22 protein-coding genes are annotated in these 19,298 nt (G+C 65.6%); 14 read left to right on the forward strand and 8 right to left on the reverse strand.

The genetic code is table 11. The features are described from left to right. Positions 1-20 precede the first annotated feature (20 nt). Both ABEJ63_RS10045 and ABEJ63_RS10050 read right to left on the reverse strand, forming a co-directional pair. Positions 21-488, reverse strand: coding sequence for a Tfx family DNA-binding protein (locus tag ABEJ63_RS10045; protein WP_375796310.1), 468 nt, complete (start codon positions 486-488; stop codon positions 21-23). Continuing rightward, positions 476-937, reverse strand: coding sequence for a TRAM domain-containing protein (locus ABEJ63_RS10050; RefSeq protein WP_375796233.1), 462 nt, complete (start codon positions 935-937; stop codon positions 476-478). Before ABEJ63_RS10050 ends, ABEJ63_RS10045 begins: the two co-directional genes overlap by 13 nt. Positions 938-1,060: 123 nt before the next feature. On the opposite strand from ABEJ63_RS10050, the gene ABEJ63_RS10055 reads away from it, so the two are divergent. Continuing rightward, complete coding sequence (locus ABEJ63_RS10055; RefSeq protein ID WP_375796234.1) at positions 1,061-1,744, forward strand: hypothetical protein; 684 nt, start codon at positions 1,061-1,063, stop codon at positions 1,742-1,744. Positions 1,745-1,753: 9 nt separating this feature from the next. Next, complete coding sequence (locus ABEJ63_RS10060; protein WP_375796235.1) at positions 1,754-2,614, forward strand: hypothetical protein; 861 nt, start codon at positions 1,754-1,756, stop codon at positions 2,612-2,614. On the opposite strand, the gene ABEJ63_RS10065 is transcribed toward ABEJ63_RS10060, so the two are convergent. Beyond that, on the reverse strand, positions 2,575-3,567 hold the full coding sequence (locus ABEJ63_RS10065) for a radical SAM protein (protein ID WP_375796236.1): 993 nt from the start codon (positions 3,565-3,567) through the stop codon (positions 2,575-2,577). The genes ABEJ63_RS10060 and ABEJ63_RS10065 overlap by 40 nt on opposite strands. A 110-nt stretch (positions 3,568-3,677) precedes the next feature. Here ABEJ63_RS10065 and ABEJ63_RS10070 point away from each other — a divergent pair, with 110 nt between their 5' ends. From ABEJ63_RS10070 to ABEJ63_RS10080, 3 genes are all read left to right on the forward strand, one after another. Beyond that, positions 3,678-4,100, forward strand: a complete 423-nt coding sequence (locus ABEJ63_RS10070; RefSeq protein WP_375796237.1) for a GtrA family protein — start codon at positions 3,678-3,680, stop codon at positions 4,098-4,100. A gap of 25 nt (positions 4,101-4,125) precedes the next feature. Continuing rightward, the gene (locus ABEJ63_RS10075; protein WP_375796238.1) at positions 4,126-5,208 is read left to right on the forward strand and encodes a DUF373 family protein; all 1,083 of its coding nucleotides are present in this window, start codon (positions 4,126-4,128) and stop codon (positions 5,206-5,208) included. 91 nt (positions 5,209-5,299) lie between these two features. Then, complete coding sequence (locus ABEJ63_RS10080; RefSeq protein WP_375796239.1) at positions 5,300-5,971, forward strand: hypothetical protein; 672 nt, start codon at positions 5,300-5,302, stop codon at positions 5,969-5,971. Here ABEJ63_RS10080 and ABEJ63_RS10085 read toward each other — a convergent pair. Then, positions 5,968-6,825 (reverse strand): polyprenyl synthetase family protein, encoded by an 858-nt coding sequence (locus ABEJ63_RS10085; RefSeq protein ID WP_375796240.1) that lies wholly within the window; start codon positions 6,823-6,825, stop codon positions 5,968-5,970. The two genes, ABEJ63_RS10080 and ABEJ63_RS10085, sit on opposite strands and share 4 nt — an antisense overlap. Before the next feature lie 86 nt (positions 6,826-6,911). On the opposite strand from ABEJ63_RS10085, the gene ABEJ63_RS10090 reads away from it, so the two are divergent. Further along, positions 6,912-7,202 (forward strand): hypothetical protein, encoded by a 291-nt coding sequence (locus ABEJ63_RS10090; RefSeq protein ID WP_375796241.1) that lies wholly within the window; start codon positions 6,912-6,914, stop codon positions 7,200-7,202. Here the strand turns inward: ABEJ63_RS10090 and ABEJ63_RS10095 are convergent. The 3 genes from ABEJ63_RS10095 to ABEJ63_RS10105 form a co-directional block, all read right to left on the reverse strand. Beyond that, positions 7,199-8,164, reverse strand: coding sequence for an electron transfer flavoprotein subunit alpha/FixB family protein (locus ABEJ63_RS10095; protein ID WP_375796242.1), 966 nt, complete (start codon positions 8,162-8,164; stop codon positions 7,199-7,201). The genes ABEJ63_RS10090 and ABEJ63_RS10095 overlap by 4 nt on opposite strands. After that, positions 8,161-8,955, reverse strand: a complete 795-nt coding sequence (locus ABEJ63_RS10100; protein ID WP_375796243.1) for an electron transfer flavoprotein subunit beta/FixA family protein — start codon at positions 8,953-8,955, stop codon at positions 8,161-8,163. Before ABEJ63_RS10100 ends, ABEJ63_RS10095 begins: the two co-directional genes overlap by 4 nt. 90 nt (positions 8,956-9,045) lie before the next feature. Further along, positions 9,046-10,173, reverse strand: coding sequence for a helix-turn-helix transcriptional regulator (locus tag ABEJ63_RS10105; RefSeq protein WP_375796244.1), 1,128 nt, complete (start codon positions 10,171-10,173; stop codon positions 9,046-9,048). Between the two features lie 113 nt (positions 10,174-10,286). On the opposite strand from ABEJ63_RS10105, the gene ABEJ63_RS10110 reads away from it, so the two are divergent. Then, positions 10,287-11,576, forward strand: coding sequence for a hypothetical protein (locus ABEJ63_RS10110; RefSeq protein WP_375796245.1), 1,290 nt, complete (start codon positions 10,287-10,289; stop codon positions 11,574-11,576). Positions 11,577-11,816: 240 nt separating this feature from the next. Here the strand turns inward: ABEJ63_RS10110 and ABEJ63_RS10115 are convergent, their stop codons facing one another. After that, on the reverse strand, positions 11,817-12,476 hold the full coding sequence (locus ABEJ63_RS10115; RefSeq protein WP_375796246.1) for a methyltransferase domain-containing protein: 660 nt from the start codon (positions 12,474-12,476) through the stop codon (positions 11,817-11,819). A 160-nt stretch (positions 12,477-12,636) separates the two neighbouring features. On the opposite strand from ABEJ63_RS10115, the gene ahaH reads away from it, so the two are divergent. The 7 genes from ahaH (at position 12,637) to ABEJ63_RS10150 (ending at position 19,297) form a co-directional block, all read left to right on the forward strand. Beyond that, entirely contained in the window at positions 12,637-12,969 is a 333-nt protein-coding gene (ahaH, locus tag ABEJ63_RS10120; protein ID WP_375796247.1) for an ATP synthase archaeal subunit H, read from the forward strand. After that, complete coding sequence (locus ABEJ63_RS10125) at positions 12,956-15,142, forward strand: V-type ATP synthase subunit I (RefSeq protein ID WP_375796248.1); 2,187 nt, start codon at positions 12,956-12,958, stop codon at positions 15,140-15,142. The genes ahaH and ABEJ63_RS10125 overlap by 14 nt, the downstream gene beginning before the upstream one ends. 148 nt (positions 15,143-15,290) lie before the next feature. Next, entirely contained in the window at positions 15,291-15,560 is a 270-nt protein-coding gene (locus ABEJ63_RS10130; protein WP_375796249.1) for a F0F1 ATP synthase subunit C, read from the forward strand. Positions 15,561-15,581: 21 nt separating this feature from the next. After that, positions 15,582-16,166: a V-type ATP synthase subunit E gene (locus ABEJ63_RS10135; RefSeq protein WP_375796250.1), complete on the forward strand. Its 585-nt coding sequence runs from the start codon at positions 15,582-15,584 to the stop codon at positions 16,164-16,166. Continuing rightward, on the forward strand, positions 16,163-17,218 hold the full coding sequence (locus ABEJ63_RS10140) for a V-type ATP synthase subunit C (protein WP_375796251.1): 1,056 nt from the start codon (positions 16,163-16,165) through the stop codon (positions 17,216-17,218). Before ABEJ63_RS10135 ends, ABEJ63_RS10140 begins: the two co-directional genes overlap by 4 nt. Next, a complete protein-coding gene (locus ABEJ63_RS10145; RefSeq protein ID WP_375796252.1) occupies positions 17,215-17,538 on the forward strand; it encodes a V-type ATP synthase subunit F in 324 nt (107 codons plus the stop codon). Before ABEJ63_RS10140 ends, ABEJ63_RS10145 begins: the two co-directional genes overlap by 4 nt. Before the next feature lies 1 nt (position 17,539). After that, the gene (locus tag ABEJ63_RS10150; RefSeq protein ID WP_375796253.1) at positions 17,540-19,297 is read left to right on the forward strand and encodes an ATP synthase subunit A; all 1,758 of its coding nucleotides are present in this window, start codon (positions 17,540-17,542) and stop codon (positions 19,295-19,297) included. The last annotated feature ends 1 nt before the right edge of the window (position 19,298 follow it).

Consider the following 19,298-nt stretch of genomic DNA (forward strand, 5'->3'; position numbering starts at 1 on the left):
CTCTCCCGCCGGCAACCGGCTCAGGTTCGCACCCGCACCTGCCCGTCGCTGGTGACGTTGACCACGAGGTCGCGTTTTACCTCACGACCGACAACGGCGTCGCCGGCAGCGTCGCCAACGAGTTTCATCAATTCGGGGGCCGTGCGGTTCACCTTCACACCCGCCTCGTCACATGCCGAGAAGACACGGCTCGGCACGTCGTAGAGGTCGGTGCCGGCATCGACAGACACCTGCACTGGGGCGCGCAACGCTTCGGCGAATGCCACCGTCTCGTACGCCCGCTCGACGTTGTCACGGGCACTTGCCTCGACAGAAGAGACGTTTGCGCGGGAGGTCCCGAATGCATCAGCAATCTCTCGCTGAGGGATGCCCCGCTCGCGGAGCGCAAGCACCTGTGCCTGCCGGCGCGTGAGCACGCTCGCCTCCTCGTCGAACCCGAGGTCGGCGAGCAGTTCGTCGGGGTCCGGCGGCCCGCTCACGACCCCCAGAAGTTGTCGCGGCTCCCCAGCCGCTCTTCGCGGCTCGCTCGGCGGCTGTCCTGCTCCTCGTCGGACTGCCCCTCGTCTGCGTCTGCGTCTGTGGCTGCCTCGTCCTCGTCATCCTCGAGCGGGAGCCGCTCGACCTCCTCGCCGCGGGCGTGATTGTCCATCACCTTTGTGACGCGGACGCGGGCGCGCGCTTCCGGAAGGATACCATCGACCATCACAATAAAGCCGTCTTCGGTGCGGCCCACGCCTGCGCCCGACTCGTGGATGTCATCGACCGTAATGACGACCTCCTCTCCCAGTTCGACGGGCTGTTCCTTCAGCTCGCGAATCGGCTGCCCGTAGTGGTTACACCACTCGGCGCCGCCGCGGTCGCCGTAGTGTGTACACCCCATCCCTTCGATCCGCTCCTGAAAGCTGGGACATTGGTCCGCGAGTGGGCAGTCCGACATAGCGGGACGTACGCGGGAGCCGGTTAAACGTTTGTGGGTCCGCGTTCGCGCGCGAACGGCCGTCTCAGCCCGAGGACTGCGCTGGACCGCAACCCTTTCTGCCGGCGCTCGCCTGCTGGAGGTATGTCACGCCGTGGCCGGCGCGTCCCCGAAGCAGCCCCACTGCTTGGGGTCGTCCTCGCGTTCGGCGTCGGGGGGTTCGGCCTTCTGTTCGCGCCACCGGCCTCACGGCTCGCCGTGGCCGGCCTCGCGCTCGGACTCCTGTACGGGCTCACCGGCTATGGCATTGTCCGTTCGTCAGACCCCGCGGCGGCCATCCCTCCAGACGCCGTCCTTGCGGCTGGCGCGCTCGCCGGGGCCATCCTCACAGGCTACGGCATCATCGTCGGCCAAGCGGCTGTCGGCCTGCTCGTCGGGCTCGGCGCGGCCGCGCCGGCGGCGGCCTACCACGCCCGCTACGGCGACCGACTCAATCCGCTCACCACGGACCAGACGCTTCTCGTCGCTATCGTCGCTGCCGTCGGCCTTGTCGGCCTCGGTGTTGGGGTCGGGCGGCCGGGCATCGGCGTGCTCAGCGGCGCGCTCCTCCTACTTGCGGCTGCTGACTACCAAGACGTCCGTGGCGGCGGCCGCTCGCGACGCGTCGAGGTCGGCCTCGTGGCAGCGACGTTTGGCGGGAGCGTCGTCGCCATTGTCGGGTTCGCTGCCGCCGGCCGGTCGACGGTCGGCCTGCTCGTGGGGGCGGCACTGCTCGTTGTCGGCGCCTACCTCGTGCTCGGGCGGGAACGCCCGCGCCAATTGGGGTGAGGTGAACTGGTGCGCGTCCGTGTTGTGGTCATACTTGCGCTGGCACTGCTTGTCGCCGGCTGTAACGCGCCTGCCGACCCCGGGTCGCCGACGCGGCTGACACCGGCACCGCTCCCAGAGACCGGCCCTGTCGAGGTTGCCCCCGGCGTCACTGAAGCGGGCGTAGCCGACCCGACCGCGCTCCAAGATGCTCACATCAATCGGCTCGCCAATGAGGGGTTCACACTCCGGCGGGTGCGAACCGAACGGTACGGCAACGGGACGCTCCGTGCGCAGACGACACTCGTCGCCCGATTCCCTGGTGACGGCCGGTATTACGTTGCGCGGACCTTTGCGGGGCCAGCCCACAATCGAATCGGCACTGCCGAGCGCGTCCTCCAGTACGGCGACGCGAACGGAACTGTTCGGCTTGTCCGAGCACCCAACGGAACAGTCCTGTCGCGGTCCGTCCGGAGGGCTCCTTCCGGAGCCGTTCCCCGAACGGGACTGCTGGCGGCGCCGTTCGCGGGCCGGACGGTGACGCTCGTGGCCCGCGGGGCCGCGTTCGGCCCACCAACTCCCCTCGACAGCCGCTCGGCCTACCGGCTCCGTGCAGACGCTGTTGCCGACCGTGCGGCTGTCCGGTCGCTGCTCAGCCCGACGCTGATGGACTCGCTAGGAAACCTAACGGCGACGCTCGTCGTGACAGAACAGGGTCTCATCGCCCGTCTCACAATTGCCTACACCGTCGAGCGTGATGGAGAGATAATTCGGGTCAGCCGCAAGGTCCGGTACATCAATGTCGGTACGACCACGCTCGACCGGCCGAGATGGGCTGTGAACGCGACCCGTCAGGCGACCGGTGTCCGCTCGACGACCGTCCCGTCGTAGGTGGGGTACTGCTCGACTATCTCCCCCTCCTCGACATCGCCGGCTTCGACCATCTCCTCCAGCAGCCACCACGCCAGTTCGACGTGATCTGACTTGACGGTGTAAAACTCCTCGGGCACGCCCAGTTCTGCCAACTGCTCTTCGGTCTCCCAGGTCTTCCCGTACACGAGCGTGCCGTCGTCGGTCACCTCGTCGAACTCCCGTCGGATGTTTTTCGCCATCCGCTTCAGCCGCGAGCGGTGCTGGGCAGCGTCCTTGAACACGCTTGTGCAGAAGTACACTTTCGGGTGATCGCCCATCACCTCGAGGACATCGTGGCTCCCCTCGACGGCGCTCATGTGGCCGTCCTTCAGTTCGAACCCTGCTTCCTGCATCCGCCGGTAGTTGCCGTCAGACATTTCGAACTCGTTGACGTTACAGAAGTCTGCGGCACCCTCGTCGAGGAATTCGAGGAACTCTGGTTCCGCGCGAATACCGGGAATCTCGAAGGCGGGCGTAAGCCCTTCGTCGCGGGCGATGTACAGAATGTCTTCCCACTCGGTGCCATGGAGGTCACCCCACTGCTCGAGAGGCGGGTGGAACCGAATCTCGTCAAGGCCGGCCTCGCTGAGCCGGCGCATGTTCTCGCGACCACCGGTGATACCCGTGTAGAGGTGGGTATGGTGATCCTCGCCGAACTCGTCTTTCAACAGGCGGAGATACCGACAGGTCTTCTCGAGGGCTTCTTGTGGCTCGCCGCCGGTGATGGAGGTGCCGAGCGCGTCCATCAGCTTCGCCTCCGCGATGACGTCCTCGGGGGAGTCGACAGGTCGCTCGTTGGCGTATGTCTGGGTGACGTTCTTGCGGTTTTCGCCGAGCGGACAGTAGAAGCAGTCCCGCTGGTCGCAGTAGCCGTAGACGAACAGCACCATCTTGCCGCCCTCGGCGCACTGTTCACACCCCTTCGAAATCATCAGTTACCCGTCTTACCCCGTCGAGACGCAAAAGTCGTGTGTTCGGGCCGCGCCGGTCACGCGGGAGGCAAGCCGACAGCTACTATGTAGGCCGGCAACTATCGAGTAATATGTTCGGCTCCGGAGACGCGACGGCCGGGCGGGTCGGCCGGTTCGCTGTCGTCGGCGGTGCCGCCGCCGGCCTCCAGAGTCTCCTGCTGTGGCTGTTCGTCGATATCGGTGGCGTCTACTACCTGCTGGGGGCGGTCGTCGCAATTGAGATAACTATCCTTGCGCAGTACATCGTCAACAATGCCTGGACGTTCGCCGACCGCGCCAACGAGGGGAGCGCGTTCCTCGGCGGATTGGTCCGGACCAATCTCGTCCGTGGGTCGGCGATCCCGCTCCAGACGGCGCTGCTGTATGCCTTCGTTACCTGGGGCGGGCTTGGCTATCTCGTCGCCAACCTCTGTGCAATTGTCCCGTCGGGAGTCTACCGCTATCTGCTGGATGCACGCTGGACATGGGGGCCGCTCTCGCCCGAAGAGAGTTAAGCGGTGACTGCGTACCGCGCGCTGAATGCTGCTGGTGTTGTGCGTCGACCTCGACGACGATTTAGGCCGCAAGACCGGCTTCGATACGCCGGTCGTCGGCCGCGAGGCCGTCGAGGACGCCGCGGTTGCGCTTGCGACGGCCGACCCCGAGGACTCCGATGTGAACGTCGCTTTCCAAGGGATTCACCTCTACGACGAATTCGCCCCCGAGGAGTCCGTCGAGGTGGCCGTCGTCACCGGTGAGGCCGCCGGGGACGTGGCGGCAAACCGCGCTGTTGGCGAGGAGGTCGACCGTGTACTCGCCTCGCTCCAGACCGGCGAGGATGTCCGCGCGGTAGTTGTCACTGACGGCGCACAGGACGAGTCGGTCGTTCCCGTCGTCCGCTCGCGGGTCCCCGTCGACTCCGTCCGCCGGGTGGTCGTCCGACAGGCGCAGGACCTCGAATCGATGTACTACACCATCAAGCAGGTGCTCGATGATCCCGAGACACGGGGGACGCTGCTTGTCCCACTTGGCATCCTCCTCCTCATCTACCCCGCCGCAGTCGTCGCAAACGCGCTGAACCTTCCCGGCTCATCGCTGGGCTTCGTCTCCGCGCTCCTCGGCCTGTACGTGCTCGCACGCGGACTGGGGCTTGAGGAGACACTCGATGCTGGGGCCGAGCGAATCCGCACAGCACTGTACACTGGCCGGGTGACGCTCGTCACCAGCGTCGCCGCGCTCGCGCTGGTGGCTGTCGGCGTCGTGAGCGGGCGGACGACGCTCGCGGAGATTCCGACCGACGGCCCGCTCGATGCCGCTGCCGCGCTCACATACGGCGCGGTCGACTGGGTGGCCGCCGCAGGCGTTGTCGCCTCGTTCGGCCGGATCGCCGACGAGTATCTTGCCGACAGCTTTCGATGGCGCTATCTCAACGCTCCGTTTTACGTCATCGCCATCGCAGTGGTCGTCCACGCGCTGTCAGCGTTCCTCCTCGGCCGGCCGTTCGCCACGCTTCCGTATCTTGCAGGCGCGCTCGCAGCCGGCACGCTGCTTGGCGTGGCGAGCACGCTCGCGTTCGCTGTCGCGGAGTCGCGCCGGCGACGAGAGCCACCGGCGACGGGATGACCTCTTCCCACAGCGAAAGCCAGTGGCTTTCGCCTCGCTGCCAGGATAAACGGTCGGACAGCTTTTGCTTCATCTCGTGTTACAGTGTAGCATGGCCCTCCAGCAACGACTCGACAGCGGCCTCGCCCCTCTGCTTGACCGCGACCGCTTCGCCTTCCCCGCGGGAAGTGTCGTGGCTGTCGTCGGCCCGCCGCGGGCGCCCACCGACGCGGTGCTGGCCCACGCCGCGGCCGCTCGGGAGACGCTCTACTTTACAACAAAGCGTGATCCCGAGTGGGTCGCGGAGACGGTCGCTGCGTCGACGGACGGCGGTCTCGGAATCTGCGTTGAGAGGGTATGTCACGCCCGCCAGAAGGAGGCAGTCAGGGTGCACCGTACGGACGATGAGGTTGCCTACGAGCGGCCGACCCGTCCGGCGACTGGCACGACACAGTCGCGCAGCGAGGACCGCTTCGAGTCGCTGAGGGCAACGCTCCAGCAGCGGAGTGACATACCACCAGGCATCGTCATCGATGACTTCACCGACTACGCTGACGGGACGCGCCGCTGTCTCGACCTGCTCGAGACCGTTCGGGAGGCGACGGAGGCGCTCGCATGGCTCCACGTTGTCCACCCGACGGACGACCCCTCACACGCAGAGGCGGTCATCACCGCCGCAGACACCGTCTGCACTATCGACGGTGAGGACGGCGACGTGCGGCTGAAGGTGCCTCGACGGCGCGGCGACTCGCCTATCATCACGCCTCAGCCCATGAGTTTCTAACGCTCACGGACGACAACGAACTCTGCGAGATCCCGCAGGTACGCCAACGCCTGCGATTCAGGGGCGCCCGTCGCCGCGAGTGCGTCGAGAGCCGCCTCTGACTCTGCGCGGGCCCGTTCGTCAGCCGCCTCTGGCGTGATGTCAGTCACCTGCACGAGCGAGGGCCGCTCCATCTCGGCGTCTTGGCCGGTCGGCTTCCCCAGTTCTTCGGCGTCGGCAGTGGCGTCGAGTACATCGTCGCGAATCTGGAACGCGACGCCGACTCGCTCGGCGTAGTCACCGAACGCGTCGATAGCCTCCGGGTCAGCGTCAGCAGCGATGGCGCCCAGCTCGGCGGCGGCACGGAACAACGCTCCTGTTTTTCGCCGAGCGAGGTCCATGTACTCCGTTTCGGTCGTCGGCTGGGCGACAAGCTCCGTGGCCTCCCCCTCGCCGAGTTCCACCATCGCGTCCGCCACCGTCTGCATCGCCCGCTCGTCCCGGGAGAATAGCTCGAACGCCTCTCCGAGCAGACCGTCAGAGGCGATGATGGCCGAGCCGTGGCCGTACTCGGCGTGTGCGGCCGGCACGCCTCGTCGGACGGCCGACTCATCGATGATGTCATCGATAACCAGCGAAGCGTTGTGGACGAGTTCGACGCCGACAGCAAAGTCAACGGCATCATCAGCGGCGTCGGGTGCGACTTCTCCCTCGGCGGCTTCGTAGGCGAGCACGGCGACGGTCGGGCGGACCCGCTTGCCGCCCGACAACGAGACGTGCTCCACCTGTTCGCGCAGCGCGGCGGGCTCCACGCCGGCGAGGACCGCCTCAAGACGGTCCTCCACCCGCTCGCGTCGCCGCTCGAGGTACTCCATTACCGGCGGAAAGGGAGCGCCGCGTTTGTAGGTGACGGAGTCGCATCGACCGCCGGATTGACACCCCCGCCGGCCGCACCGCGGGTGTGTACGCGCTCCCGTTCCGGGTCGTGCTCGCGGGACTCGGCGTTGGCCTTTCGTACGTGTTCGTCGGCGCAGCTTGCTACCTGCTCGGCCGCCGCCGCGAGTCCCCGCGAATCGCCCGCTTCGGTCGGGCACTTGTCGAGCATTCACCGGCAGTCATCCTTGGAGCTGCCGCAACGTTTCTCCTGCTCGTCGCCGGAGGCGGGCGGACGGCGCTGGCCGTCGTCGCACTCGCCGCGCTCGTCCCGCCCGTTCGCGCGCTGCTGCTCGCGAGAGCTGCTGAGACCAGCTAGCTCGGAACCTGCCCGCCGAACTCTTCGATGAGCTCCGGCACCACGTCGAATAGGTCATCGACAATAGCGTAGTCAGCGATATCCATGATGGGAGCGTTCGGGTCCGTGTTAATCGCGATGATAGTGTCACTCCCTTTCATCCCGGCGACGTGCTGGACGGCCCCGGAGATGCCGATAGCGATGTACACGTCTGGGGTAACGACCTTCCCCGACTGCCCGACCTGTCGGTTCTTCGGGAGCCAGCCATTGTCGACGATTGGCCGTGACGAGGAGAGTGTCGCTCCCAGTGCGTCCGCCAGTGTCTCCACTAACGGCAGATTCTCCTCTTCCTCGATGCCGCGGCCAATCGATACGAGTACGTCTGCTTCGGTGATGTCGACGTCGCCGGAGCCAACCTCTTCGAACCCCGTGACGTCCGAGCGGACAGCCGACTCGTCGATGTCAACATCGAACGCAGTCACCTCAGCGTCGCCGTCACCCTCGGCGGCGGGCCACTCAGCCGGGCGAATCGTGAGGGCAATCTCGGCGGCGTCGACATCAAGAGTGGTCTCGACCTTGCCGCCGTACTGCTCGCGTGTCACCGCCAGTGTGCCGTCGTGATCGAATGCGACGGCATCAGTGACAAGTGGCCGGTCGAGCCGGTCGGCCACTGCGGGCGCGTAATCGAGCCCATTGACCGTGTTCGGCATCAGCAGCGCTGCGGGATCGAGGTTCTCGGCTAACGCCGTCACCGCCTGCGTGTACACGTCGTGGTTGAACTCCTCACCTTCATCGACGGTGTGGATGACGTCGACCCCCTCCCGGTTCAGGTCTGCGGCGAAGGCGTCGACATCGCCCCCGATAACCGCGAGATGGAGGTCATCGCCGAGCGCGTCGGCGAGGTCCCGACCAGCGGTGATGACCTCGAAGGAGGGTGTTCGGAGTTCGCCGCGGCGGTGTTCAGTGACAGCGAGGACGCTCATCCCTCGACCACCCCTTGCTCACGGAGGAACGTCGCCAGTTCGTCAGCTGTCTCGTCGGGCGACCCCTCCCAGACGACGGCGTCACCTTCCGACTCCGGCTCATACATTGAGGTGAGCGTGACTGGTGAATCGACAACCGACGCATCAAGCCCGAGGTCATCCAGCGTCTGGACATCCAGCGGCTTCCGCTGGGCTTGCCGGATTCCCCGTAGCGACGCGTAGCGCGGCTCGTTGATGCCTGTCTGGATGGTGAGCACTGCGGGGCCCTCTACGTCCGTCAACTCTTCCACACCCCCCTCAAGTTCGCGACGCACCGAGGAGCGGTTGGCGTCAACATCGTGTTCGAGGTCGTTGACGACAGCAGCCCACTCGAAGCCGACCCGCTCGGCCAGCGCGACGCCGGTTGCGCCAAAGGAATCGTCAGCTGCCTGCACGCCTGTCAGTACGAGGTCCGGCTCTTCAGCCTCGACGACGGACGCCAACAGCTCGGCCTTCGTAGACACGTCGAGCAGGCCCGCGTCCGCGAGTGTGTCGTCCCAGATGCGAATCGCGCGGTCGGCCCCCTTCGCGAGCGCCATCCGGATGGTCTCCTCGCTACGCTCCGGTCCCACGGTGACGGTTACCACCTCAACGTCATCATTGGCCTCCGATAGCTGGACCGCTTCCTCGACGGCGTAGTCGTCCCACTCGTTGAGGTCGTACTCGAGGTAGCGCTCGTCGACATCGAGTCCGCTAATCTCGAACTCGTCGTCGACTTCGGCCACCTCCTTTACGGTAACAAGTATCTTCATGCTCGTCGGTTCCAATTGACGGCGGTTTCCGGTTAAGCGTTTCCGATAACTGTAGATACGCCGGTCTCGGCGTCAACCGTTCGACGCCGGCTACTCGTCGTCGAGGTCAGTCACATCTTCGTCAGGCAGAGAAATGAGGTTCTCGCGACCGATGCGGAGCTTATCGACCCGCCCCTCGTCAGCCATCCCCGACAGCAGTTGGGAGACCTTCGCGTTCGACCAGCCCGTCTCCTCGACGATGGTCGCCTGCTTCATCCGGCCCCCGTTCCGCTCAAGCAGCCGCTCGACCCGCTCCTCGTCGGAGAGTAATTCGGGATCCGGAGAAGCGCCCGCGCTGGCAGCCCCGTCAGCGTCGGCGGCCGGCGGCTCGTCGCCGCCACCGTCATCGGCCCCCCCGTCGGCAGAGGTTGAGCCCGAGCCGGCGCCGTCGACGTCGAACTCTCCCTGTCGGACCAGCAGGACGGCCGCGACAACAGCGATCGCGAGCAGCACCGCACCGCCGCCGAGCAGCCCGATCGGTAGTCCGCCCTCATCGGTCGGTGCGGTGGTAGTCGGCGTTGGCGTCGGTGTCGCACCGGTGTACGTTATCGCGCCGAGATAGCCCGGTTCGAAGTCGCGTGGCCCGTCCCAGCGGAAGGCACCGTTCTGGACACCGACATCCGGCGGGCTATTCAGCACCGCATACCCCGGCGGCGGCCGGATGATAAGCGTCTGTCCACTCGCTAACCCGGGGAGCCACGTCCCGGTCGTCGTATTGAATGCGTCGCCAAGCCGGATGCGGTCGCCTGCTTGCTCGGCGAAGTTCGTCCATCGGAAATGAACGGCCAGCCGGCCGTAGGTGACGTTCTCCTCAGTCATCCGAGTCGTGTTGTACTGGACGTCACGAATCCGCATCTCGCGGCCAGTGGCGTTCGCGGCGGCAGCGGCGGCCCGCTCGAACGTTGCGACATCGTAGGCGATATCCGCGTCGCCAGACCTGAACTCAGCCGCCAGCTGGTCGAACGCCGCACTGTCATTCTCGTCATCAAGGCGGAAGCGGGTACTCAGGGTCAACTCCGCGTCGCCGTTTGCGCGCATCTGAATGGTGATTGTCGTCGACTCTGGCGGCAGGTCCGTCTCTTGAAGCGCGGGTCCGGCGGCTGGCGCGCCGGCGGCGGGCGGGGCCGCCGCCGCCAGCAGGAGCAGACAGAGGAGGGCCAACCGCGGCCAGAGCCGCATACCACGGCGTGCGCCGGCCGCCAGCAAAACGCTTTCCATCGGTGGGTTCCTCCCGCAACTATCCGCGCGCCTGGAGAGTCGGCTTTTTGTGCGGGCCGGTCGCACGGACTGGTATGTCTGGTCCCCGGGAGTCTCGTTACCGGCTGCTCTCCCCCCATTCGGCTGCTCTCCGCCGAATTGTGGCCGTCGTACTCGCCATCCTCGTGGTCGGGTCGACAGCCGCAGCCGTCCCGATTGCCGCCGGCCCGTCGCAGCCGTCGGCCGACTCAGTCGCAACCCCTGTCACCGAGGTGGCGAATACGACGGCGTACCTCTCGTTCCCCGACGACTCCGTCCGGACGAGTGGATTCACGACGGTCAGACTCGACCCTGCTGGCCACGCTGCGGTTCAGACTGCCCGGCTCCATGGCCGGTACGCGACGGCTGAACTCCGTGCCTCCTTCCGTGCTGCTGAGACGGACGCCGAGCGCCGCCGAGTCATCGTCAACGCAACCCGCCAAGTCAACGCCCGTATCGACCGGCTCGAAGAGAGACAGGCGGCCGCGTTGGCGGCATACAGCCGCGGAGAGCTGTCAACCCAGTCATTCCTGCGGGAACTCGTCGCTGTCCACGCGGCCGCGGACGCGACGACAGCGACCATCAACCAGTTGTATACCTTCGACCGGGCGGCAGGGATGCCCGTGTCTCAATCGGCGGTGGCCCGGCTGAAAGCGCGACTCATCCCACTGCAGGGGCCGGTACGCGCGCTAGTCGCCGAGCGGATGGCCGCCGGCGACGGCGCACGCGTCCATGTGACGACGACCGACTCGGGCATCGCCCTCGCGGCCGTCCGTACGGGCGAGTTCACTACGCGCTATGTTCGCGAGGCGTTCAACGGTGCGGCGTTCGACAATCAGTTCACCGACAGGCCGCTCAACATCGAGACGTTCGAGCAGCGCGTTTCCGAACTCTACCCGTGGACATGGGCAAACAACCGGGGAACGAACTCGCTTCTGACCGGCGAGCCACAGTACCTCCGCGCCGGTGTCTACGCTGTCGCCGTCAATCATCCGCACGGCACCGTTGGCGACCGCGATCTCGTTATCTACTACGACGCCGACACGGAGTCGGTGTTCTATGAGGTCCAACGGAAGAGCGTCACGGCAACGCCGACGCCAGTTGTCGCGGAGGCCACCAGCGACGACCTCGGTGTGCGGCTGCGGTCGACTCACCCGGGCGGACCGCTTGCCGTCCAGGTGTACAACGCGACAACAGGCACGCCTGTGAACGCGACCATCCGGCTCGGCGAGGAGCAACTCGGTACAACGGGCGGCGACCGGCTGTGGACTATCGCGCCACGCGGTGTGTTCGTGGTCACTGCATCAACGCCGGACGGGAACGTTACCGTTACCGCGACAGTATAATCGAGTTAGGCTCGGCTGCCGTAGGTGCTGTTCGACACCATCTTCATATCGTACTGAAGCCAGTCGAGAAGATGAGTTGTTGTTGTTTCCCGCCCTACCGCATCACCCACCGTTCCACTCGGCCTGTTAGTTCCTGAGGACAAGGCCCCCACTCGACAGACATGAACTGCCAGAGCCCAGCACGTGGCTCGTGGTCGTGGCCACATCGAGTAGGGGCGGTAGCGCGCGCCGAGACAGCCCCTAGTTGGCAACGGGGTCTGGCTCAGCGGCCTCCTCGCCACGCTCGGGTACCGTCGCCACAGTGGTGATCGCCCGCGGTGTGCCTGGCTTGCGCTGCTGGATATGGTGCTCGAACGACTCGAAGCCGGCGGCCTCGAACATCCGATCAGCCTCGGCCTCGTCGTAGAACAGCATGATGGCGTCCGCAAGTTTCTGAAACAGCGTCGAGTCCGGGTAATCCGGCCCGACAACGAGCACTGTGCCGCCAGGCTTGGTCACTCGGCGGAACTCGGCAAGGGCGTCGACCGGATTCGGCCAGTACTCGATGCTGCCGGACGACCAGAGGGCGTCGAAGGCGTCGTCACGAAACGGGAGTCGCTCGGCGTCGCCGCGGTAGAAGCGCACGTCGCCGGCCTTTCCAAACTTGGCGAATGCCTTCGACAGCTGGCCGTCCGACTGGTCGAGCCCGTGGACATCGTTGGTATGCTGGAGCAATCCTTCCGTCGCGAACCCAGTCCCGCAGCCAACATCGAGCACCCGATCGTCGGCCTCAACACCGAACCACTCGAGCGCCTGGTCACGCATCGCCTCGTTCCAGATAAACGGGTTCACCGTGTCGTAGAGGGTCGAGAAGTATTTGTAGAACAGCCGCGCGCGTGCCTTGTTCTCGAGGAATCCCATTGACGCTGTGTACGGTCCCGTCGGTGATAGTTCCCCGGTTTCGGGCGGCTCGCCGGGCGTGGAGGGCCGCTTCCGCCCGCGTACGGGAGACAGGAGAGTCGACGCCAAGCCTTTCGCAACTACCATATAGCCCGTCGTCCAACGCTCGCGTGATACGAATATGGCGAGGCCAGAGGTTCTAGACCGAATCAAGGAGGCCGAGCAGGACGCCGACGACATCGTCGCAGAGGCCGAGCAGGACCGCGAGGACCGAATCGCCGAGGCCCGCCGCGAGGCCGAGGAGATTCGCGAAAACGCCCGCAACGAAGCCGCGGAGCTGAAAGAAGAGCGACTTGCCGCCGCCCGCGAGGAGATACAGGCCGAAGTTGAGGCCATTCTCGAAGAGGGCGAGACAGAGCGCGAGCGGCTCCGCAACCGGGCGGCCGAGCGCGAATCGGAGGTGGTCGAGGACGTCCTCGAACGGTTCACGGAGGCAGTCCATGCTCAGGCCTGAGCGGATGAGCCGGGTCTCGGTGGCTGGCTCGAAGGGCGTCATGGACGACGTCATCGAGACCGTCCACGAGCTCCGGCTGTTCGACATGACAGACTACGACGGCGAGTGGCCCGGCTTTGCACCCGGCGATCCCATCGAAGGCGCCGACGATGCTTCGAGCCGGCTCGTCACTGTTCGTTCGCTCCAGAGCATCCTCGGGGTCGACCCAGACGAGTACAACGGGCCGACCCGAGTGCTCGACGACGGAGAGCTGGAGACGGAACTCGCCGAGGTCCGCGAGGAAGTAAACGCGCTCGATGAGCGCCGCGAGGACCTCGACGACGAGCTGCGTGCCGTCGAGGAACAGCTTGAGGCCGTCGAGCCGTTCGTTGAACTCGGCATCGACATCGACCTGCTCCACGGGTACGAGAACCTCTCGGTGGTCGTCGGCGAGGGTGACCGCGAGGCGGTGAGTCGCGCGCTCGTCGACGCCGAGGGCGTCGAGGCTCACGAGATATTCGGCGACGAGGTGCTGGCGGTCGCCGTCTACCCCGGCGATGTAGCTCTCGACGACGTGCTCGTTGGCGCGACATTCACGCGTCTCGAGGTGCCAGAGACGGACAGCGACCCAGAGACGTACGCGGCAGAGCTGCGCGAGCGCCACTCGGAGCTGGAAGCCGAACTCGAGTCAGTCGAAGCAGACCTCGCGCGGCTCCGCGAGGAAGTCGGCGGCTTCCTACTGGCTGCCGAAGAGCAGCTGGCCGTCGAGGTCCAGAAGCGCGAGGCACCCCTTTCCTTCGCGACAACGGAGAACGCCTTTGTCGCGGAGGGATGGCTCCCGACCGAGCGGTTCGTTGACCTCGCGGAGGGACTCCAAGATGCCGTGGGCGACCGCGTCGAAATCGAAGAACTCGAACGGGCTGATTACGACGAGCACGGCTTCGCGACCGGACCGGCGGAGGATGTCGCCGGCGGCACCGAGGGCGGCGAACCAGTGGCGGCCGATGGCGGCCACGCAGCCGGTGCGGGCGACCAGCCGATGAGCGGCGGCGCGCCGCCAGTCGTCCAAGACAACCCGGATGTCGTCAAGCCGTTCGAGGCACTCGTTGAGATCATCAACAAGCCGAAGTACTCGGAACTGGACCCGACTATCGTCCTGTTCCTCACCTTCCCGGTATTCTTCGGGTTCATGATTGGTGATCTCGGGTACGGACTCCTCTACATGGCCATCGGCTATCTGCTGATGACGCGTTTCGAGTCGGATGTCATCCGGTCGCTGGGTGGTGTTGGGCTGCTGGCAGGCGTGTTCACCGCAGTGTTCGGCGTCCTCTACGGCGAGATATTCGGCCTCCACCAGCTCGGCGAGATCGTCTGGCCGAGCGGGTCACCACCGCTTCACAAGGGGCTGTCGCCCGAGCACGCCGACTACGCAGTTGGCTGGCTCACGCTGAGCCTGTTCGCTGGCATCCTTCACCTGACGGTCGGGTGGGTGTTCGACTTCTATCAGAACATCTCGCACGGACTCGAGGACGCAATGACCGAGAGCGGCTCGTGGTTGCTGATGATGTTCGGGCTGTGGGCGTGGGTGTTTGCCGGTGCATCTGGCTCCGCACCCGACATCTTCGTTGATCCGTCGAAGGCCGTGTTCAACGGCCACCCGTTCCCGCTCGGCTTCGCCGGCTTCCCTGACGTCGTGGGTACGATCGGGCTGGCGGTGTTCGCAGTCGGGCTCATCCTCCTGCTGTACGGTGAGCCGCTGGAGGGCATCGAGTTCCTCAATGTGCTCGTGAACGTGCTGTCGTACACCCGGCTCGCGGCGGTGCTGCTTGCGAAGGCAGGGATGGCGTTCGTCGTCAATCTGCTGTTCTTCGGCGTCTACGTCACCGAGACCGACCACGGCAACGCGTGGCACTTCGCGATGGGCCACATGCCGAAGGTGGGCGAGACCGTCCACGGACACGAGGTCGTCGAGATTATGTTCGGCGGCCTGCTCCACGGCGGGGTGGCAGCCTTCCTCGGGGGGATTGTCATTCTCGTATTGGGCCACGCTCTCGTGCTCGCGCTGGGTGTAACCTCAGCCGGCCTACAGGCGGTGCGTCTCGAGTACGTGGAGTTCTTCGGGAAGTTCTACGAGGGCGGCGGGCGTGACTACCAGCCGTTCGGCTACGAGCGGCAGTTCACCACCGAAGAGTAGCCAGTCGCCCATTTTCGGTCCACAGACGCAGAGTGGCAACAGTCTGTTGAGGGGCGGCTGAGCCGCTCGCTGCCGCGTTTGGGAAGTTTTATGAGTCGGCTGCGATACGGTTCGACCGTTCGGAGCCAACTACAGAGGACTATCAACAATGCTTGCAACCACACTCGCGCTGTTCAGCAGTATCGTCAGTTTCGCACCCATTCTCCAGAGTTCCGCCCCCGGCATCACCGGGTCGGCCGGCGCGGCCCTCGCGGTCGGGCTTGCGGCGCTGGGCGCGGGAATCGCCGAGCGCGGTATCGGCGCCGCGGCGGTCGGTGCCGTCGCCGAGGACGACGAGATGTTCGGCCGTGGGCTCATCTTCACGGTCCTGCCGGAGACGCTCGTCATCCTCGCGCTCGTCACCATCTTCGTGGTCTAAACGCTCTCCCCTTTTCCACCAATGAGTCTTGATACGGTCGTAGAGGACATCCGGGACGATGCCCGCGCGCGTGCGGAAGAGTTGCGTGAGGAGGCCGAGGCCCGCGCCGAGGAGATTATCTCCGAGGCCGAGGCCGACGCCGACGACATCGTCGCGGAGGCCGAACGGGAGGCAGAACAGGAGATTGAACAGGAGCGCGAACAGCGGCTCTCGTCGGCCAAACTGGAGGCGAAGCAGGCCCGACTTGAGGCCCGTCGCGAAGCGCTTCAGGAGATACACGAGAGCGTCGAGCAGGCCGTCGCCGATATCGACGGCGAGGAGCGCGAGGAGCTGACCCGCGCGCTGCTTGACGCGGCCGCTACAGAGTTCGCAGGCGCGGAGACGGTCCACGTGTACGGCCGCGCCGACGACGCCGACCTTCTCGAAGACATCCTCACGGACTACGAGAGCTTCGAGCTGGCCGGCGAGACGGAGTGTCTGGGCGGTGTCGTCGTTGAGGCCGAGGGATCGCGAGTCCGCGTCAACAACACCTTCGACTCCGTGCTCGAGGAGGTCTGGGAGGAGAACCTCCGCGAGATATCCGACGAACTGTTCGAGGAACGATGAGCGCCGAGCTGGGCACCGCTAACTACGAGTACGTCACGGCCCGGGTCCGTTCGCGGCGGGCGTCGCTGTTCGATGAGGACGATTACCGGAAGCTGGTGCGGATGGGTCCCGGCGAAATCGCGCGCTTCATGGAGGAGACGGAGTACGAGATGGAGATGAACGCGCTTGGGGCCCGGTTCTCGGGCGTCGACCTCATCGAGTACGCGCTCAACCGGAATCTCGCAAAGCACTTTGACGACCTGCTGGGCTGGGCCGACGGTCCGCTGTACGACTACGTCGCCCGTTATCTGCGGAAGTTCGACGCCTGGAACGTGAAGACGGTGCTGCGAGGCATCTACTCCGACGCGGCCCCCGCGGAAATCGAGGACGACCTCATCACAGCCGGCGAGCTGTCGGAGTCACTGCTCGACCGTCTGGTTGAGGCAACCTCCATCGAAGACGTCGTTGAGCTGCTCGGCGGGACGCTGTTCGCCGACGGACTCGCGGAGGCGTACGAGGTCTACGAGCAGGAGGCCGTGCTCGTGCCGCTGGAGAACGCAATCGATCGCGCATACTACGCAGACCTCATCGCCAACCTCCCAAGTGAGCCAAACCGTGCCGAGGAGCTGTATATCCAGTTCCTGCGGGCGGAAATCGACTTCCGGAACCTCCGGAACGCGCTCCGTATCTCGCGGTCGGGCGCCGATATCGATCCGGCAGAGTTCTACATCGAAGGGGGGCGGCTGTTCGACGCGGGGACGCTTCGCCAGCTGGCTGCGAACCCGGACGAATTAGTCGCTCGCGTGCGTGACTCCGTCTACGGTGACGAACTCGACGCGGCGCTCGATGAACTGGCCGACGCCGAGAACCTCATCGGGTTCGAGCACGCGCTTGACGCGGCGCTGCTGGAGTACTCGGACACGCTGTCGAACCGGTATCCGCTGTCCGTGTGTCCGGTGCTGGCGTATGTGCTCGCCAAGGAGCGCGAAGTCGACAACATCCGGGCCATCGCCCGGGGGCGCGAGGCCGGTCTCGACGCCGAGGAGATTGAAGCGGAGCTGATAATCGCATGAGCCAGGAAATCGGTGTCATCGGCAGTCCGGAGTTCACGACGGGATTCCGGCTCGCGGGCGTGCGGCGCTTCGCGAACGTCCCCGAGGAAGAGAAGCCGGAGCGGCTCGACGACGCCGTCGAAGAGATGCTGGCCGATGACGGTGTCGGTATCGTCGTGATGCACGATGATGACCTCGAGCATCTCTCGCGTACCGTGCGACAGGATGTCGAAACGAGCGTCGAGCCCGTGCTCGTCACACTGGGCGGGGGGGCCGCCGCGGGCGGCCTTCGCGAGCAGATCAAGCGAGCAATCGGGATCGACCTGATGGAGGAAGACTAACATGAGCCAAGCACAGGAAACTGACGTTACGGAAGATGGCGTCATCGAGAGCGTGAGCGGTCCAGTCGTGACCGCCACGGACCTCGCCGCCAGGATGAACGATGTCGTCTACGTGGGCGACGAAGGCCTGATGGGCGAGGTCATCGAGATTGAAGGGAACGTGACGACGATCCAGGTATACGAGGAGACGTCGGACGTCGCGCCCGGCGAGCCGGTCGAGAACACCGGCGAGCCACTGACGGTCGACCTCGGGCCGGGGATGCTGGACTCCATTTACGATGGAGTCCAGCGCCCGCTGGACGTGCTCGAGGAGCAGATGGGCGCGTTCCTCGACCGCGGGGTCGATGCGCCAGGGATTGACCTCGAGAAGGAGTGGGCCTTCGAGCCAACCGTCGAGGCGGGCGACGAGGTTGCCTCCGGCGATGTCGTCGGCGTTGTTGAGGAGACGGTTCAGATCGACCACAAGGTGCTGGTGCCGCCGGGCTACGAGGGCGGTACCGTCGCCGAGGCCCGAGAGGGCGAGTTCACCGTCGACGAACCGGTCGTCGAGCTGGAGAACGGCGAGGAGATACAGATGCGCCAGGAGTGGCCCGTCCGTGAGGCTCGTCCTGCCGCCGAAAAGCAGACGCCGACGACGCCACTCGTCTCCGGCCAGCGCATCCTCGATGGGATGTTCCCACTGGCGAAGGGCGGGACGGCGGCCATCCCGGGCCCGTTCGGCTCCGGCAAGACCGTCACTCAACACCAGCTCGCCAAGTGGGCCGATGCGGACATTGTCGTCTACGTCGGTTGTGGCGAGCGGGGCAACGAGATGACGGAAGTCATCGAGGACTTCCCGGAGCTGGAGGACCCCGTTACCGGGAATCCGCTGATGAGCCGAACGTGTCTCATTGCAAATACGTCGAACATGCCCGTCGCGGCACGCGAATCCTGTGTGTACACGGGCATCACTATCGCAGAATACTACCGCGACATGGGCTACGACGTCGCGCTGATGGCCGACTCCACCTCGCGGTGGGCAGAGGCCATGCGGGAGATTTCCTCCCGGCTGGAGGAGATGCCCGGCGAAGAGGGGTACCCGGCGTACCTGGCGGCGCGGCTCTCGGAGTTCTACGAGCGGGCCGGCAAGTTCGAAAACATCAACGGGACCGATGGCTCCATCTCAGTCATCGGCGCCGTGTCGCCACCCGGCGGCGACTTCTCGGAGCCGGTAACCCAGAACACCCTGCGTATCGTGAAGACGTTCTGGGCGCTGGACGCGGACCTCGCCGAGCGGCGTCACTTCCCGGCCATCAACTGGAACGACTCCTACTCGTTGTACCAGGATCAGCTGGACCCTTGGTTCCGCGAGGAGGTAGCCGACGACTGGCCCGAGCAGCGTCAGTGGGCCGTCGACACCCTCGACGAAGAGGACGAACTCCAAGAGATCGTCCAGCTCGTCGGCAAGGACGCCCTGCCGGAGGACCAACAGCTCACGCTAGAGGTGGCGCGCTACCTGCGTGAGGCGTACCTCCAGCAGAACGCACTCCACGAGGTTGACACCTACTGCGAGCCGGAGAAAACCTATCGCATGTTGGGCGCCATCAAGACGTTCAACGACGAGGCATTCGAGGCGCTGGAGGCGGGCGTCCCCGTCGAGGAGATTATCGACATCGACGCCGCGCCCCGGCTCAACCGCATCGGGACGACCGAGGAGTACGAGGAGTTCATCGACCAGATCGAGGAGGATATCGCAGCTGAGCTGCGGGAGAAGTACTGAC

Source organism: Halosegnis sp. (assembly GCF_042216475.1).
GTDB lineage: Archaea > Halobacteriota > Halobacteria > Halobacteriales > Haloarculaceae > Halosegnis.

Excerpts from the sequence above, each read along its gene's own strand:
- ABEJ63_RS10050 (WP_375796233.1), bottom strand. The coding sequence starts at position 937 with ATGTCGGACTGCCCACTCGCGGACCAATGTCCCAGCTTTCAGGAGCGG.
- ABEJ63_RS10055 (WP_375796234.1), top strand. The coding sequence starts at position 1,061 with ATGTCACGCCGTGGCCGGCGCGTCCCCGAAGCAGCCCCACTGCTTGGG.
- ABEJ63_RS10065 (WP_375796236.1), bottom strand. The coding sequence starts at position 3,567 with ATGATTTCGAAGGGGTGTGAACAGTGCGCCGAGGGCGGCAAGATGGTG.
- ABEJ63_RS10070 (WP_375796237.1), top strand. The coding sequence starts at position 3,678 with ATGTTCGGCTCCGGAGACGCGACGGCCGGGCGGGTCGGCCGGTTCGCT.
- ABEJ63_RS10075 (WP_375796238.1), top strand. The coding sequence starts at position 4,126 with ATGCTGCTGGTGTTGTGCGTCGACCTCGACGACGATTTAGGCCGCAAG.
- ABEJ63_RS10080 (WP_375796239.1), top strand. The coding sequence starts at position 5,300 with ATGGCCCTCCAGCAACGACTCGACAGCGGCCTCGCCCCTCTGCTTGAC.
- ABEJ63_RS10085 (WP_375796240.1), bottom strand. The coding sequence starts at position 6,825 with ATGGAGTACCTCGAGCGGCGACGCGAGCGGGTGGAGGACCGTCTTGAG.
- ABEJ63_RS10095 (WP_375796242.1), bottom strand. The coding sequence starts at position 8,164 with ATGAGCGTCCTCGCTGTCACTGAACACCGCCGCGGCGAACTCCGAACA.
- ABEJ63_RS10100 (WP_375796243.1), bottom strand. The coding sequence starts at position 8,955 with ATGAAGATACTTGTTACCGTAAAGGAGGTGGCCGAAGTCGACGACGAG.
- ABEJ63_RS10105 (WP_375796244.1), bottom strand. The coding sequence starts at position 10,173 with ATGCGGCTCTGGCCGCGGTTGGCCCTCCTCTGTCTGCTCCTGCTGGCG.
- ABEJ63_RS10110 (WP_375796245.1), top strand. The coding sequence starts at position 10,287 with ATGTCTGGTCCCCGGGAGTCTCGTTACCGGCTGCTCTCCCCCCATTCG.
- ABEJ63_RS10115 (WP_375796246.1), bottom strand. The coding sequence starts at position 12,476 with ATGGGATTCCTCGAGAACAAGGCACGCGCGCGGCTGTTCTACAAATAC.
- ahaH (WP_375796247.1), top strand. The coding sequence starts at position 12,637 with ATGGCGAGGCCAGAGGTTCTAGACCGAATCAAGGAGGCCGAGCAGGAC.
- ABEJ63_RS10125 (WP_375796248.1), top strand. The coding sequence starts at position 12,956 with ATGCTCAGGCCTGAGCGGATGAGCCGGGTCTCGGTGGCTGGCTCGAAG.
- ABEJ63_RS10130 (WP_375796249.1), top strand. The coding sequence starts at position 15,291 with ATGCTTGCAACCACACTCGCGCTGTTCAGCAGTATCGTCAGTTTCGCA.
- ABEJ63_RS10135 (WP_375796250.1), top strand. The coding sequence starts at position 15,582 with ATGAGTCTTGATACGGTCGTAGAGGACATCCGGGACGATGCCCGCGCG.
- ABEJ63_RS10140 (WP_375796251.1), top strand. The coding sequence starts at position 16,163 with ATGAGCGCCGAGCTGGGCACCGCTAACTACGAGTACGTCACGGCCCGG.
- ABEJ63_RS10145 (WP_375796252.1), top strand. The coding sequence starts at position 17,215 with ATGAGCCAGGAAATCGGTGTCATCGGCAGTCCGGAGTTCACGACGGGA.
- ABEJ63_RS10150 (WP_375796253.1), top strand. The coding sequence starts at position 17,540 with ATGAGCCAAGCACAGGAAACTGACGTTACGGAAGATGGCGTCATCGAG.